Source organism: Vibrio sp. Vb0598, assembly GCF_033338935.1.
Taxonomy (GTDB): domain Bacteria; phylum Pseudomonadota; class Gammaproteobacteria; order Enterobacterales; family Vibrionaceae; genus Vibrio; species Vibrio alginolyticus.
In genome coordinates this window covers 170,890-186,543 of record NZ_JAWOTP010000004.1, presented here as the reverse complement: position 1 = coordinate 186,543, position 15,654 = coordinate 170,890, and the positions used below count along the sequence as shown (strand labels likewise).

Sequence of the window (15,654 nt, the reverse complement as noted above, 5' to 3'; positions counted from 1 at the left end):
TTTTGGCATTAGAGCATATGGGAGATCTAAGACATAAACGAAGTCGCGTTTGGTACAAGATTTTACGGCGAAGATGAGTATGTTGGAAGCCGAAAGTAATATGATGTTGCTTGGTTTATTGGAGGGGGTAATTACTTGTTTTTAAGGGTAAGTAACCCTGCCCAGATAATCTGAGCAGGGAAAAAGAGCATTTTATTTAAGGTGCTTAGTTGTACTTTACTTGACCGTTCCGCTCTTAAAGGCATTGGAGCCGACTTGCGTACCGTTGAGCGTTTTGCCGTAATAGCCTTGGTGCTGGTGATATTTCTCCGCGTTTGCGGTGACATTGCCTTTGAATCGAGGATCTTGTGGACGCTCATGGCTGTTGACGTATGCTGCGACATCCCAAGCTTCTTGCTCTGTCAGCTGCACACTTTTCCCAAGCGGCATGTTTTCGTAAATAAAATAGGCTGCAGTGTTAATCCGGTGCATGCCTGCGCCCCAGTTATACGCATATTCGCCCCAAAGTGGTGGAATGTATGAATGGTCGTTGGTGTCTTTGATGCCTGAACCGTCGGCGCGATGGCAAGTTTCACAGCTCTTTTCGTAGACCAATGCGCCTCGCTCTATTGATGGTTCTTGCTCAGGGGCGGCGATTTTTGGGTAGCCACGCCCAGAGAGATTACCTCGCTTTTCAACTGGTAATGCTTGTGCGATGGCTTCGGGCAACGGAAAGTCTTTTGCTTTTCCACCAATTTGCAACGCTTTTGCGTCTAGCTCTGGAATGGGTTCATCCGCCATACCATGTTTGTCAAGCAAGCCGCCCATCGCTAACCAGTAGGCGTAAGCACTAAGGGCAACAATTTCTGTCGAATCGTAAGCGGGCGCTTTACCGTTCATGGAATACTCGAAACAACCTTGGATACGGTCAGCATAGCTGTTTACGCGATCGTTTTTCTTACGATATGCCGGGTATGCCATGTAAGCTGCCCACAGTGGCGCAGCGTTTGCTTTTCGTCCTGCCTCCATATGGCAGTTCACACAGTTTTGTTCGTTGCCAACGTATTTTCCGCGCATTTGTTGTGAGTTAACAAAGAGCGAGTAACCGCGTTTTACTTGCTCACCAAATGCGGTGTTTGGGATTGTGCTGAGATCACGCGGTTTTAAGTATTCACCGTGCTTTTCTTTTTCTATCGCAGGTAGCTCTTTCTGGCGGTCCGGTAACAGATCGTTAGCTAATACGAGCGTAGAAATGAAAGGCAGTGCGAACAAAGAATAGAAACGTTTCATGACTGCTCCTAGTAACGTAATGAGGCAAAGTAGTAAGCAAGATTTTCGATCTCTTTGTCAGTGAGATTTTTTGCGATGGTCCCCATCATATTGAGCGGGTCACCACTGCGAGTGCCGTTTTTCCATGCCATCAATTGCGTTTTTAAGTAATCAGCATGTTGGCTTGCGAGGCGAGGGAACTTGTCGACGCCCATACCGCTGGCTCCATGACAAGTTGCGCAAGCTGGAATGTTTCTATCCCAATCGCCTTGGAAAATTAACTTACGATACGGGTTACGAATATCAGCTTGGTCGCCGCGTTGTTCTGGATTCGTGAACCCATAGCTCGGGAGGTTAGCAAAGTACTCCATAACTTCCTTACGGTCTGCGGGATCGCTGAGTTCCTTCGCCATGCCTTGCATGACCACATTTTGGCGTTCGCCACTAAGGAATAGTTCGATTTGAGTGTTGAGATAATTCGCGTTTAAACCAGCGATCATCGGCGCGATATTTGGCTGTCCCATGCCATCTTGGCCGTGACAACCGCTACATACGCTGGCTTTTTCCGGAATAGACGAGGCGCTTGCGCCCATAGTGGTTGCTAACAAACAGGCCACCACCACTGGAAGAATTTTTGACATGCTGACTCACTTTAATTTTTATTAATATGTCTAAGTGCTACTTGGTAGTCACTTGGACGATATTGTCGGCCTTGTCAATAATGAAAGGTATTGTGGATTTCCACATATTTAATAAGTGTAAATGGCCGTATTTGTTTTTATTGGTTGTTCTATAAGCGATAAAAACAAAGTGGTGAAGAGCTGCACAAATCGGCAGCTCTAAGTGGTAGAGACGTCTTAACGTGCGGCGTTACGCTTTGCGGATTTTGGCCGGCAGGGACTGACGTGCCGCCGCGCCCACTACCCAATCCAACAATACACCTTTACCTTCTCGGGTAGGATCAATTAAGCCAATGTCGTTAATGTTGACGCCATCTTGGCTGCGCGTTTTTACGGGTTGTTGTTTATCGCCGATCCAGTGCGAGCGTTGTCCTAGCTCGGTATGACCAAACCCATGTTCAAATCCGAGTGTGCTAGGGCGAATCCCGCTGACTATCATCGCAAGTGCTTTGGTGCTTGCAGATGGCGTCTCGATAACAAACTCATCACCCGTTTTAATGCCTGCGCGCTCGGCATCGATTGGATGGATGTACACTGGGTTTACGCCTTTAATCGAGTTCAACCTTGGCGATAGATTGGATACCGCACTGTGAATGTTGGATTTAAAGTTCGTCAGGCTGAAAGGCCATTCTGAGCTTGGGAACTGGTCTTCCATTGGTGTGCCATCGGCCAGTTTTTGTGGATGCCATGTTGGGCAACCCGTGTAGAAATCACCGGTCATGGTGTTTCTTGCGCTGCCGACACGTTCATTCCATATCGCGACAGGTCGTGTCCATTTGTGCTTCATTTGCTCACCTTGATACGCTTCGGTTGCATTTTCAAAACGTCCACCGCGAGCAAAAATAAACGCCACACGTTTCATCTCATCCGCTGTCAGCGTCTTCTGCATGGCTGGCATTAAACGCTCTAGGCCGGACCACGCAATGTCTTCTGCCGAAACTTCAGGCACCCCGCCTTTCACATAAGCCAAGTTTGCCGCGGAACGTAAGTAGAAATCTTCAGCGCTGTGGAGAGCGTGCCAATTCCCTTGCGCATCTTGAATCGCGTTGTCACCAAAGCCGCCTAGTTGCATTTTCTTGGCGACATCAATCAAAAAGTTTTCTAAGCAAATTGAACGACCATCGGCGGTTTTCTCTGTTCGCGCTTCCACAATCGGCCAGCGAGCGGTGATGGTTTTCACCGGAACGTCGTGCCAAGGCGTTGCCATACCCCAGCTTTCGTAGGTGACCGTGTCCGGCACAATATAATCCGACAATGCGGTGGTTTCGTTAATGAACGCATCAACAGACACAATCAAACCGAGCTGCTTTGGATCTTTAAGCTTGTCTTCCAGCAGCGCTTTCAAGCCGGGTACACCATACATTGGGTTCGCCATGTGATTGATCCACGCTTTAACGCGGTATGGATACCCATCAATAGCCGCAGATAGGTGCTCTGTCAGCAGTGGCGCGGCAAACGGATACCAAGGGGCGCGAGTTGGGTAAGGTGATTCACCTGCCTCAACGCGACGTTTGTATTCGCTGGTTTTGTGGTAGGGGAATTTACTGCGCGACAAAAAGACGCCTTTCGGGCCGACTTTGCCAGCAAATTTGGTGAAGTCGTAACGAGGACCCGCAGCGGAAGTTGGGTAGCCACCCGCTTTGGCCATCGCGCCGCCTTTCATATTTATGTTACCAATCAACGCATTGAGCATCATGATGGTAAACGAGTTATAGAACCCATTGGTGTGCATGTTGCCACCGTGGGTATCGACCACCGCTTTTGTTCCGTGACTGGTGAAGCGCTTTGCTAGTTCAACAATTTGTTCGACAGGGATTTCACATTGTTGGCTGTAGAACGCAAGGCTGTATTTGAACGCCTCTTCTTTGAGTCTATGTAGAGACGATTTTACGCGCACTTCGCCCGATGCAAGCGAAACCGTTTTATCGACAAACAGTGCCGCTTCCTCAGCTTGGGTATGAACACCAAATTCGCCGCTTTGCTCATCCACGATGACGTACGGGTCGGAGTCAGACAACGCTTCGCCCTCGAATGGCAGATTCAAGTCCGACGCGCGTAAAAACGTGCCGTTTCTCGGGTGCTGATTATCGCTTATCACGAGATGCGTAGCATTACACCAGTGCGCGGTGCCGGCTCGCTTCATCGCGTTTGCCCCCGGCTGCGCCAAGAAGGTTTTGTTGTATCGTTGGTTTTCGATGATCCACTGGATCATACCAAGCACGAGGGCAGAGTCGGTGCCCGGTTTGATTGGTATCCAGCGGTTGTTGTCACCGGCAGCCAAGCTCGATGAACCCGCAGGCAAACTTGGCGTGATGATGGAGTATTCCAAGCTACCTTCTGTTCGCGCATTGGCGAGTTGGCGCGCCTGACGCTTAAAAGGGTTGCCAGCTTGCGCAGGCGACATACCGATGAAGATGATGTATTCCGCATTATCAAAATCTGGCTTTAAGTGTGCGTTCTTATCTAAGTCGTTCATAAATGCGCCGCTGCCAGCACGAAATGCGTAGCCGCAGTAAGAGCCGTGATGCCCAAAGTTACGTGTACCATAGCTGTTGAACGCGAAGCGTTTGAATATGTCGTCTCGGCCTTCGTTACCGGCGTTGGTCATTAACAATTGGTTGGCTTTCGGTCCATATTCTGGGTTTTCAGGATCTACGGGCGTTGTTAAATCGTGAATGTCGCGTAAGCCATCAACATGGCCTTCACCAAATAAATCACCACCTTCTACGATTTCTTCTATCAATTGCTCGTAGCTGATCGGAATCCATTTTCCTTCGCCGCGTTTTCCAACTCGTTTCAGTGGCTGAGTAATGCGGTACGGGCTGTTGCGAATTTCTAGCATCCCATTGCCACGTGCGCATGCTGTTGAACGACCGTCAAGGCCCGCTTCTCCTGCCAAACTTAAATAAGCATCTTTGACTGGCGTTTCGAACGGAATGTGTTGCTGATGAGAGAGTGGGTGATATGGGTTGCCAGTAATACGCAAAATCTCGTCGTTGCGGTTATCAATGCGTACACGCAATCCGCACAGTGACCAACAACCAAAGCACATCGATGGCGCAACGCGCTGATTTGGATTAGGGATTAGGTTGCCTTTGCTGTTGACCGTGTACTCTGGTTCAAGCGAGTTACCGTGGTGAATATCACGCGTTTTTTCTCCCGCAGTGCCTTCGAGCGCACCCTCGACCATGTGTTTGGTGGTGGTGGCGTAACCCGCAGCGAATGCGCCAAGCCCACCCACTGCAATGCCTGATTTCAAAAACTGACGGCGTTTGTTATCCATGATGAAATCCTCTTTGATTAGCGTTCAGTTAAGGTGAGTGATGAGGCTTTTACTTCGATCTTTTGTTTTGGCTGAACCAGCTCCGAACCGAGCAGTGCCAGTGCAAGCCATAATCCGAGCATGCCGATAATGCCTATCCAGCCATTTCCATCCATAGTGAGTTGGTATGGATACAGCCCTGCATCGAACTTGGCGATGGTTTGCACTTCCATGATGGTAAACCAGCGAATCAGCCATGCACTTGCCAGTGCGGCAGCAGACACAAAACTGAGCCCTATGACGTGACGAAATCTGGCTGATGCGGACTTTTTGGTATCGCGCAAGAAGATGAAAGCGAGCAAAACACAACCTAAAACGACAAAAGTGAGCAGGGCAATGTTGTGCATCCATTGTTCGCTAGAATAGAGCGAAAATGCGGAATTGTTGGATGCCCAAATCGGTAGCAGTATCAGCGTTAATACACCGCTGGTAACCACTGATTTTTTAAGTAAATTAGTATCGCCAGATGTCAGCGTCTTTGACTGACTAGGCAGCAAGAGCCAAATCAACAGAGAAAATCCGACCGCGCTCATAAACGCAGTGACAAACCAAAGAACCGGCGACGCGGGTTGGTGCCATAAAGAGCGCGATTTAACGACTGCAATTTCAGCGCCTGTGTAGACTGCAATGGTGATGCCTGATAGCACCGTGATAACAGATACCATAAGCATGACTCTACGAGAGAGCGCCCAGTCACCCAGTGACAGCTTTGAAATTAGAGGCAGTACTTTCCCTGGCTGATTACGTAAGTTGATCAGATCCTCGCGGAGATACAGCCATGCAGTCACTACCGCTAAACCTGAGAAAACAGGCAAGAAAAGCGACCCTAAAGACATCCATGACCACGGAGTGATGTGTGCGTAAAAATGCCATGCGCGTCCCGGTTGGTGAAGGTCGCCAGTTAACGCTAATGGCCCCACGATGGCGCCGATGGCCAGCGTCAGAACAAGCGCAGCGCGCAGTCTGTGACTGGTGTGTTTTTCAAATAATAGGGCGATTAGGAATAAAACAGCAGCCGCATAAGCCGAACCGATGTAGAAGAAATATTGCACCGCCCACGGGAGCCAAGCCATCGCTTGAGGTTGGACTAACACTTCGGTGATGTTCATGCGCGCTCTCCCTGTGGGTCGTAAATAGCAGGTTGTCCGTCGATGTGGCTGGTGAAGCGTTCATCCATGCCGATGTAAAACACGTGAGGCTTGGTGCCTTCATTGGGTTTTAGCACTTTGATATCGTCTTGGTGCTTCGCAATTAAGTGGCGGACTTCACTTGATGGATCATTCAAATCACCAATTACACGTGCACCGCCAACACAGGTTTCCACGCAGGCAGGCAATAGACCTTGTTCTAGACGGTGAGCACAGAAGGTACATTTATCTGCGGTGAGGGTGTCTTCATTGATAAAGCGAGCATCGTAAGGGCAAGCTTGTACACAATACGCACACGCTACGCAGCGACTGTTATCCACCATGACAATGCCATCTTCGCGCTGAAAGGTTGCTTGAACCGGACACACTGCCACGCAAGGCGGGTTGTCGCAGTGGTTACAAAGGCGCGGTAGCATAAAGGCTTTTGCTTCTCGCGTGGCTGTAGAGCCATCATCTAACGTAACTTCGTATTGCTTTACGGTGGTTCGGAATTGACCGATTGGCGCTTGGTTCTCGATGCTGCAACCCACAGTGCACGCTTGGCATCCGACACATTTACGCAAATCTATCACCATGGCATAACGCTTGCCGACTTGTCCTTTTCGGTCGGCGGACTGGTTATTTCGAATAATGTTTCCCGCAGTTGCCGTGCCAATGCCTGCGACTGGAATTAACGCGGCTCCGGCTGTAACTGCGCTGAGAAAGCGACGTTTGGTGGAATCCATAACTCACCTGCTTTTGTGTTGTATTTGAATTGACTGCTTCCATTGTGAGAAATGCACCGCGAGGCTTATATTGTGGATTTCCACATACCCAGATCAAACTTGATCTAAAACAAATGTGGTTTAGGGAAGGTAGCTGTTATTCTTGTCGTACTCTCTTGACGGAACGATTCGACTCATCATGAAAAAAGCACTGTGGCTTCAGCTTTGGATTCTTTGCTTAGTTGCCTTTGCATCTTTGGCTCAGGGCGCAGTTTCTGAACAAGAATATCTGCAAGAAATGCAAGAGCAAAAGGCAGTGCAGCCAGAGGCCAAGCAGAAAGTCGAAGTGGGCGTGTTAGCGATACGTGGTCACCTTTATGCTGAGCAGAGATGGCAACCGACCATTGATTGGCTCAATCAGCAAATTTCTGATGTGCATTTTGTTCTTCATCCCCTTAACTTGGATGAAATGGGCGAAGCGGTGAAGTTTCAGACGATGGATTTCATCTTAACTAACCCAGGTCAGGCAGTGCGATTGGGTAGGCAATACGCGCTATCGTGGATGGCAACGCTAACCAGCAGAGCCCCACAAAACTCGAATTATGGCATTGGTTCGGCGCTTGTGGTTCGAGCCAATTCAAGTTATCAAACGGTGCAAGATGTCTCAGGACGTCCCGTTGCGGCGGTATCAGAAAAAGCGTTTGGTGGTTATCTAACGATGCGCTATCAAATAGTCAAAATGGGGCTTAATCCAAACGATTTCTTTTCTGATGTCCGCTATCTTGGTTTTCCTATTGATGCCAACCTGTATCAATTACGTGATGGTAATGTGGAAGCGGCCGTCGTCCCTGCTTGTTTATTGGAACAGATGCTAAGTGAAGGGCTTTTACAGCAAGGGGATTTTCGAGTCCTAAATCAACAGCCAAATGAACATTCTTCGTGCGCTGTTTCTACGCCGTTATATCCAAACTGGTCATTTGCCAAAACAGAGCGCGGCTCTGCTCAGCTCGCCAAACAGATTGCGCAAGAATTGTTAGCGATGCCACCTGAACACCCTGCGGTTATTGCGGCAGGCGCATCAGGTTGGACGTCCCCCGTCAGCTTGCTGAGCATCGACAAACTTTATCAGGCGTTGGATCTCCATCCGTTGCAACAACCTTGGTGGAGTGAGGCACTGCGCTGGCTGCGTAGTCATCAAGAATGGGCGTGGGCGCTGTTCATGTTTGTGATTGTGTTGAACGCGTACCACTTTTGGCTTGAGTATCGATTTAGCAAGAGTAAGCAAGCGTTGGAGCAGACATCGTTACGATTAAAAGAGAAAAGTGAACAGTTAGAACATTCACAAAGGGTCGCGATTGTCGGAGAAATCGGCACTAGTCTTGCCCATGAACTCAATCAGCCATTGGCAGCTATTCGCAATTATAGTGAAGGCGGTTTACTTCGCTTGGCCAAAAAGCGCCCTCATGAAGATATTGTCCCTGTACTTGAGAAAATACAGGGTCAAGTTGAAAGAGCCGATGCAATTATTCAGCGATTAAGAACGTTGATTAGCAAGCGAAGTGTCGACAAAACGTCGTGTGATCTTCAAGTACTCATTGATGACACGATTGAGTTGCTCCATTTTAGAATGCAGAAGCAAAACATTTCTATTGTGGCCAGTACAGAAGGGAACATTCGTCCGTTACTTGTCGATGCAGTTGGCGTACAACAGGTTTTAGTTAATGTGATCAGCAACGCGATTGATGCGTGTACTTTGTTCCAAGAGAAATATCACTCATCAGGTTATCAAGGTAAAATTGCCCTGCATTGCGATTACCAAATCAGTCAACTCTCTATTCGAGTGTTAGACAATGGTACAGGGTTGCAGCAAGAGAATCCGACTCAAGCGTTTGTGAGTAGCAAAGAAGAAGGGCTTGGGCTAGGGTTAGCCATTTGTCGCGATGTGATGGAAATGCATGGTGGCGAGTTTGTCATCAGCTCGACAGCACCACATGGTTGTTTGGTTGAGCTTGTGTTTCCATATCAAAACTAATCTGAACTAGGCATAGGAGCATTCAATGAGCAGCGGTGAAAAGCAGCTACCTGTTTTTGTAGTCGATGATGATGAATCGGTGCGTGACTCGCTCGCTTTTATGCTGGAAGAGCATGACTTCAACGTGACGACTTTTGCTGATGGGCAATCTTTTCTCGATAAAGTGGACATTCATCAAGCCGGATGCGTGATCCTTGATAGCCGAATGCCCAACCTTCGTGGTCAGCAAGTGCACCAAATTTTAAATCAAGCCAACAGCCCGCTAGCCGTTATTTATCTGACAGGGCATGGTGATGTTCCGATGGCGGTCGATGCATTGCAAGCTGGGGCGGTCAATTTCTTCCAAAAACCAGTCAAAGGCGATGAACTGGCACGAGCCATTTTGCAGGGACAGGCGCAGTCTGCCACAAACCTCGATATGGCAGCAGCTAAATCGGCTTATGAATCGCTCACACCTAGAGAAAAAGACATTTTACGTTTGATCATTGAAGGAAAGCGCAACATTCGTATTGCTGACGAACTTTGCATAGCAATGCGAACGGTTGAAGTACACCGAGCTAATCTATTGAAGAAGTTCTCGGCAAAAACCGTTGCAGAGTTGGCATATATTTATGGCAAGCTAGATTAAAGCTTACCGAGTGAAGCCTCTTAAGGCTATTTAGAGGATACAACTTGAGCTTTATGACGACTCGCGTATTATCTTCTTCGTTCTTACTTTATCTGAATTCTTATGAGTTTGTTGACTAAACGACATCACACGCCACATAAGCGGGCAAAATGGCTACTAGCGATTATTGGCTGGGTGGTGGTTGTGTGTCTGATGCAAAATTCAGGTTTTGCATCGTCATGCTCTATGAAATATGAGACGGAATCGCCCGCGGTTTCACTTACTGATGAGCGTTCGAGCGTCAAGTCGATTGATACTAAAGAAACCAGCAAGTGCGAATTGTCTGAAAAGTTAATTCAGTTTTCTCAACATCAACTCGATGTATTTATTGTTGTTCTGTTTGTGGGTATTTTTGCTTCGGCAATTTGGTTGTGCAGTGCCTATATTGGTGCGCAACATTGGACGGAACCGATAGGCCGTAAGTATCGAGTCCATCTGACTTTCTGTGTGTTCCGAGAATAAAAGCGTGCTTTCTGACCACTAGCGTCAGTTATTTAGCACCTTTGTCTTTTAACTAGGAATCACTATGAATCAAATTACTAAACTGACTCAGTTTGCGTCCATGTTTTTTATGACGCTTGCTTTGAGTTTGCTCTCTCTGAGTGTTTTAGCTCAAATTACTGATACAGGTTGGCTAACCAACCCACAACATCCTCCAGTGCAAACGCGCTTTGTGCTCACTGGTCAACAAGATCCGCAAGCCAAAACACTTACAGGTTATTTGGATGTCAAGTTAACCGGAGACTGGAAAACTTACTGGCGTTCACCTGGTGAGGGCGGCGTAGCGCCATCTATTGATTGGCAAAATTCACAAAATTTATCCAAAGTGGATTGGCAATGGCCGCATCCACAAAAATTCGAACTATTAGGTATCGAGACTCTTGGGTATAAAGGCGATACTTTGTTCCCCATGACGCTGCACGTCGAAGACATGTCAAAACCTGTCACGATTGATGCGGTACTGACACTTTCTTCTTGTACGACGATTTGTGTGCTGACCGACTATAAAATTCAATTGACGTTCTTGCCTTCTGATCTAAAAGTCGATGAAGACGTGATGTTCAGTTACGCTCAAGCAGTGAGTAACGTGCCGCAGCCATCGCCGTTTATTGATGTTACTCAGGCGAGTTGGGATGCGAACCAATCGAAACTACAAATCAAGCTAAAGAACAGTCAGGGTTGGCAACAACCACAAGTGCTGGTGGATGGTGTCGATGAAGCAACGCGAGACTATAGCTTCAAGCTTGAAGGAATGCATCAAGAAGGAAACATCGTCACCGCGAGCTATATCGTTGATACTTGGCTGGGCGATGTGGAGTTAGATGATCAGTCGCTGTTTGTGACCATCAAAGACACCAATTTACTAGCAGAAGAAACCACTCAAGCAACTGCTGAGGCAATAGTTGAACCGTTGCCGAGCACGTCTCTAACGAGTGTTTTTCTATTCGCGTTGCTCGGCGGTTTAATTCTTAACATTATGCCTTGCGTTCTTCCGGTTTTGGGGATGAAGCTAAGTAGTATTGTTGCCGCTCAAGGTATCGAGCGTCGTCAAATTCGCGCTCAGTTTGTTGCCTCGTCACTTGGTATATTAACGTCGTTCTGGATTCTCGCTGGTTTTATTTTGGTGCTCAAGCTAACAGGTAATGCCATTGGCTGGGGCGTGCAATTTCAAAGCCCTTGGTTCTTAGGTTTTATGGTGTTGGTCACCACTTTGTTTGGGGCCAATATGCTGGGGCTGTTTGAAATCCGTCTATCATCGGGTACCAATACATGGCTGGCCTCGAAAGGTGATAACTCCCTAGTTGGTCACTATGTTCAAGGTATGTTTGCCACATTGCTTGCGACGCCTTGCTCCGCGCCTTTCCTGGGAACAGCCGTGGCGTTTGCCTTGGGTGCCGACGTATTAACGTTATTTGCAACTTTTACAGCATTAGCATTGGGTATGGCACTGCCTTGGATCTTAGTCGCTGTGTTTCCAAGTATCGCGCTGAAACTACCAAAGCCTGGCTCGTGGATGAATGTCGTTAAAATAGTGTTTGGCATAATGATGTTGGCAACCAGCGTTTGGCTACTTTCATTAATGGCAAATCATGTTCCGATGTTATGGATTGCACTTATCGCTGTGGCTGCTTTTGTTGTAATGATGGCAAGAGTTAAGAAAGTGTATGGTGAGAAAGCGCTTGCTGTATCCGGAACTGCGTCATTAGTGTTGATAGCTGGTGGCCTGTTACTTGGTAGTGTCACTGCCGACCAATGGGCGACACCGCTTCCTGAGGACTTAGCGTGGCAGAAGCTTTCTAACTCGGCGATTGAAGATCACGTCAATAATGGGCGAGTGGTGTTTGTGGATGTCACTGCGGATTGGTGTGTCACGTGTAAAGCGAACAAGATCGGTGTGATCTGGCAAGATCCTGTCTACTCATTGCTGCAAAGCCCTAATGTAGCGACGTTAAAAGGGGATTGGACACATCCGGACGGCTCGGTAACTGACTTTTTACGAGCTCATGGGCGTTACGGTGTGCCGTTTAACATCGTCTATGGCCCGGCAGCGCCACAAGGTATCCCGTTACCTGTGATTCTGACTGATGATGTTGTTTTAAGTGCGGTGAAGCAAGCGAGTGGGGGAGCTATTCAATGAGTTCGACAAAGCGGCGTAGAACATTCCGATATTGGCTCATTCAAATCGTACAGATGGTGCTCATTGTCACCGCGATTTCTATCGCGATGGATTGGTATCGCACTAAAGATATTCCTAAACAGGAGGCACCACCATTGAGCTCAGTATTGAGCGATGGTGAACACTTCGATGCAATCGCGCAAAGTTATGAACAACCTGTCGTTGTTTATTTTTGGGCGACTTGGTGTCCCGCTTGTAAATTTGTAAGTCCAAGCGTGAGCTGGCTGAGTGATGACTATGCCGTAGTTGGCGTTTCTGGCTCATCAGGGCCAAATGAGCGTGTGGCGCAGTTTATGCAGGCAAAAGAATATCGTTTTGAAAACATAAACGATCCTTCAAGCGATATTATGCGTGAATGGAAAATTAGCGTGACCCCAACCATTTATGTTTTAAGAAATGGTGAAATTTCCTCTGTCACAACTGGCGTTACCACTCCGATAGGAATACTAGCGAGAATTTGGTTAGCTCGATAACGCTATAAAAATCCGATATTCAAAATATTGAGTATCGGATTTTTTTGTTGTCCTAAACAACCAGTCGGTCACATACCATAAAGAACTAGTTAACCAATAAGTGTCTAGATGCTTATTGCGTGCTACATTCGAGCATCGTTCTGGTTATCAAGGAGGAAACGATGAACGTAGCAAAAATGTATGATGATGTGTCGGATCGCTATCAAAAGTTGGTGGATGACAGTCACTACGTCGGTCCACGTTGGATTTCTGAGAAGTTAAAAACCTTTCCCATCGAGCAAGGCTCGGTTCTCGACCTAGCCTGTGCGACTGGCAGTATCGGACATGTCGTAAAAAGTCACTATCCAGAACTCGCCATCCATGGCTTAGACATCTCGTCCAAAATGGTTGATAAAGCGCGCCAAACTAACCTCTATCAAAGCGTCGCGGTTCATAACCTCGATGAGCCATTTTCCCCTTTGTTTGAGCAAACCTTCGACCTTATCACCGCACTTGGTTTTACTGAGTTTCTAGCAGAGCCTCAACAACTTTTGGAGTGTATTTCGCATAAGCTAACTGCGAATGGACGATGTTTTATCAGCTTTCAATACCACGATCCGGATGGACAAGATTTGCCTCGAAATACTTATAGTGGATCGGTCGTGCATAAGGCATATACCGAAAGTGAAGTTGAGCAACTCTGTCAGCAAGCTGGGTTGGAAGTGGTTTCACTAGAAAACGTGATTGGTTACGTATCTGGTATTGGTTATGTGTGTCGATACTTAATGCTAGAGCTGAAAAAGTCACACCGCTGAAATAAGTAACAAACAAGGATTGTTTTTGAAAACACAAGATTTAACCGAGTTCGGGTCTGGCATTGAATACGATGCTCAATACGACCAGCATTATCATCACGACATTGCTTTCATCACAAGGTTAATCGAAGAAACCAATGCTCGAAGTGTATTGGATGTCTGTTGTGGTTCCGGCATTGTCACGATTCCAGTCTCTGAGCAACTCAACGACGCCATTGGCATTGATATTTCTGAAGGGATGCTCAAACACGCAAAGGACAAAGCCAAAAGCAGGAGTAACTTGCGTTTTCTTCATCTCGACGCAACCCAGTTTTCGTTAGGTAAGAAGTTTGACCTAGCCATAATGACAGGGAATGCATTCCAAGCCTTTTTAAGTGATGAGATGCTAGCAGGTGCACTGAGCTCAATATCAAGACACCTCGAAAAAGGTAAGCGATTTGTTTTCGATACGCGGTTACCAACGCCAGAAAATCTAGAATTGGATAATGAGATGGCACTGTGGCAAACCTATGTTTCTCCAACTTATGGTGAAGTGAATTATTTCGGTATGAAGGTCGAGTATGACTTGCAAACATCCATCATGTATTTGAAGAAAGAGCGCCATTTTGAAGGTGGAATGATTGAGCATTCCAGCATTGATTTAAAATATCGTCCGCTGGAAGACATAGACGTTTTCCTTGAACAAGCGGGATTCAGAATCATAGAGAAGTACCAGTCTTGGTCAGCGCAAGCATTTGAGGCGAATGCCAACTCGCTTGTCTGTGTGGCTGAGAAAATATAAATCAATGTTGGGGGATACAATGCAAGGGTTTCGAATTACCACGTCGTTAGATGACATGGATTTAGACGTTATCTACCAGTTCATTTCAAACAGTTATTGGGGAAAGGGCATTCCAAGAGAACGCCTGGAGAAATCATTGCGCCATTCGTTCTGTTTTGCGGTTTTGGATGACGAAAATCAACTCGTTGCTTTTGCTCGGTTAATTACCGATCGTACCACGTTTGCGTACCTAGCCGATGTGTTTGTTGTGGAGGTACACCGTGGTAAAGGCATCAGTAAGTGGTTGATCTCAGAAATTATTGCTCATCCAGAACTACAAGGCTTACGCCGTATGATGCTTGCAACCCGCGATGCTCATGGGTTGTACGAACAGTTTGGGTTCACTCCTATTGCTCCAGTAGAAAACTTCATGCAAATCTGGAAACCGAATGTTTATCAGAGCTAAATCATGATGAGAGTTGAATCTCAACAAGTGGCAATCAGACACCTCAAAACAACAGACGCTGCTCCCCTGTTTGAAAACTATTTAGGCGATGAGCAAGCATGCCGCTTCCTCAATCGCCAAGTCCACCAAAATGTTAATCAAACCCTTGAAGCTATCGAAAGATGGCGTGCTCAATATGATCAAAAGTCTCCCAATCTCTTAGTCTTCGCTATTGAAGAACTCACTTCTCAAACTCCTATTGGTTGTCTGGTGCTGATACCTGAGCAAGACAGCAGTGAAATCCATTTTGGTATTTCTGCTCGCTATCGGGGAAAAGGCTATGCAACCCAAGCCTGCAAACTTGGCGTTGTCTGCCTGCAAAGCTTGGGTATAACGCGCATTCGCACTGCCCCGCATATTGGCAACCACACGAGTATCCGTGTGTTGGAGAAATGCGGCTTTATCAGCCAAGGCATTTTAAAAGCGCATGCAGTTTTTCCTGCTCTAGGACGTGAGGCGCAAGACTGTATGGATATGCAATTGGAGGATATCGAACTGCGCCATTTTGCACATTGTTCAGAATGAAATTGATAGCGGTTGAAACGAGCGGTTACAGAGCATGTTAGTCGCCATCGTAGACAGCGTCTTTGCTGAATGATTCCTCGAGATTTTTTTAGTCTTTGATTGTCAGAGGTGACTGACAA

General features: G+C 47.1%; 14 protein-coding genes. 9 read left to right on the top strand and 5 right to left on the bottom strand.

What is annotated here, in order from left to right:
* Window positions 1–216: 216 nt before the first annotated feature.
* The 5 genes from R7Q38_RS06455 to dsrO all read right to left on the bottom strand — a co-directional run bounded on the left by R7Q38_RS06455 (window position 217) and on the right by dsrO (window position 7,123).
* Complete coding sequence (locus tag R7Q38_RS06455; protein ID WP_171344328.1) at window positions 217–1,269, bottom strand: c-type cytochrome; 1,053 nt, start codon at window positions 1,267–1,269, stop codon at window positions 217–219.
* An 8-nt stretch (window positions 1,270–1,277) separates the two neighbouring features.
* A complete protein-coding gene (locus R7Q38_RS06450) occupies window positions 1,278–1,841 on the bottom strand; it encodes a c-type cytochrome (RefSeq protein WP_373921227.1) in 564 nt (187 codons plus the stop codon).
* 277 nt (window positions 1,842–2,118) lie between these two features.
* Entirely contained in the window at window positions 2,119–5,211 is a 3,093-nt protein-coding gene (locus R7Q38_RS06445; protein WP_239939004.1) for a tetrathionate reductase subunit A, read from the bottom strand.
* Window positions 5,212–5,228: 17 nt separating this feature from the next.
* Window positions 5,229–6,359, bottom strand: a complete 1,131-nt coding sequence (gene nrfD / locus R7Q38_RS06440; protein ID WP_154205163.1) for an NrfD/PsrC family molybdoenzyme membrane anchor subunit — start codon at window positions 6,357–6,359, stop codon at window positions 5,229–5,231.
* Window positions 6,356–7,123, bottom strand: coding sequence for a sulfate reduction electron transfer complex DsrMKJOP subunit DsrO (gene dsrO, locus R7Q38_RS06435; RefSeq protein WP_136976677.1), 768 nt, complete (start codon window positions 7,121–7,123; stop codon window positions 6,356–6,358). Before dsrO ends, nrfD begins: the two co-directional genes overlap by 4 nt.
* Window positions 7,124–7,301: 178 nt before the next feature.
* Here dsrO and R7Q38_RS06430 point away from each other — a divergent pair, with 178 nt between their 5' ends.
* The 9 genes from R7Q38_RS06430 to R7Q38_RS06390 all read left to right on the top strand — a co-directional run bounded on the left by R7Q38_RS06430 (window position 7,302) and on the right by R7Q38_RS06390 (window position 15,535).
* The gene (locus R7Q38_RS06430; RefSeq protein WP_239939001.1) at window positions 7,302–9,134 is read left to right on the top strand and encodes a PhnD/SsuA/transferrin family substrate-binding protein; all 1,833 of its coding nucleotides are present in this window, start codon (window positions 7,302–7,304) and stop codon (window positions 9,132–9,134) included.
* 25 nt (window positions 9,135–9,159) lie between these two features.
* Complete coding sequence (locus tag R7Q38_RS06425) at window positions 9,160–9,762, top strand: response regulator transcription factor (RefSeq protein ID WP_171345890.1); 603 nt, start codon at window positions 9,160–9,162, stop codon at window positions 9,760–9,762.
* Window positions 9,763–9,864: 102 nt separating this feature from the next.
* Window positions 9,865–10,263, top strand: coding sequence for a hypothetical protein (locus R7Q38_RS06420; protein WP_080996681.1), 399 nt, complete (start codon window positions 9,865–9,867; stop codon window positions 10,261–10,263).
* A gap of 64 nt (window positions 10,264–10,327) precedes the next feature.
* Window positions 10,328–12,439 (top strand): protein-disulfide reductase DsbD family protein, encoded by a 2,112-nt coding sequence (locus R7Q38_RS06415; protein WP_171345891.1) that lies wholly within the window; start codon window positions 10,328–10,330, stop codon window positions 12,437–12,439.
* Window positions 12,436–12,951 carry a protein disulfide oxidoreductase gene (locus R7Q38_RS06410; RefSeq protein WP_239939000.1) on the top strand — a complete coding sequence of 172 codons (516 nt, stop codon included), beginning with the start codon at window positions 12,436–12,438 and terminating at the stop codon, window positions 12,949–12,951. Before R7Q38_RS06415 ends, R7Q38_RS06410 begins: the two co-directional genes overlap by 4 nt.
* A gap of 161 nt (window positions 12,952–13,112) precedes the next feature.
* On the top strand, window positions 13,113–13,745 hold the full coding sequence (locus R7Q38_RS06405) for a class I SAM-dependent DNA methyltransferase (RefSeq protein ID WP_213970707.1): 633 nt from the start codon (window positions 13,113–13,115) through the stop codon (window positions 13,743–13,745).
* A gap of 25 nt (window positions 13,746–13,770) precedes the next feature.
* Window positions 13,771–14,526, top strand: a complete 756-nt coding sequence (locus tag R7Q38_RS06400; RefSeq protein ID WP_213970706.1) for a class I SAM-dependent methyltransferase — start codon at window positions 13,771–13,773, stop codon at window positions 14,524–14,526.
* 19 nt (window positions 14,527–14,545) lie between these two features.
* A complete protein-coding gene (locus tag R7Q38_RS06395) occupies window positions 14,546–14,971 on the top strand; it encodes a GNAT family N-acetyltransferase (protein WP_042523060.1) in 426 nt (141 codons plus the stop codon).
* A 3-nt stretch (window positions 14,972–14,974) separates the two neighbouring features.
* The gene (locus R7Q38_RS06390; RefSeq protein ID WP_080773719.1) at window positions 14,975–15,535 is read left to right on the top strand and encodes a GNAT family N-acetyltransferase; all 561 of its coding nucleotides are present in this window, start codon (window positions 14,975–14,977) and stop codon (window positions 15,533–15,535) included.
* The last annotated feature ends 119 nt before the right edge of the window (window positions 15,536–15,654 follow it).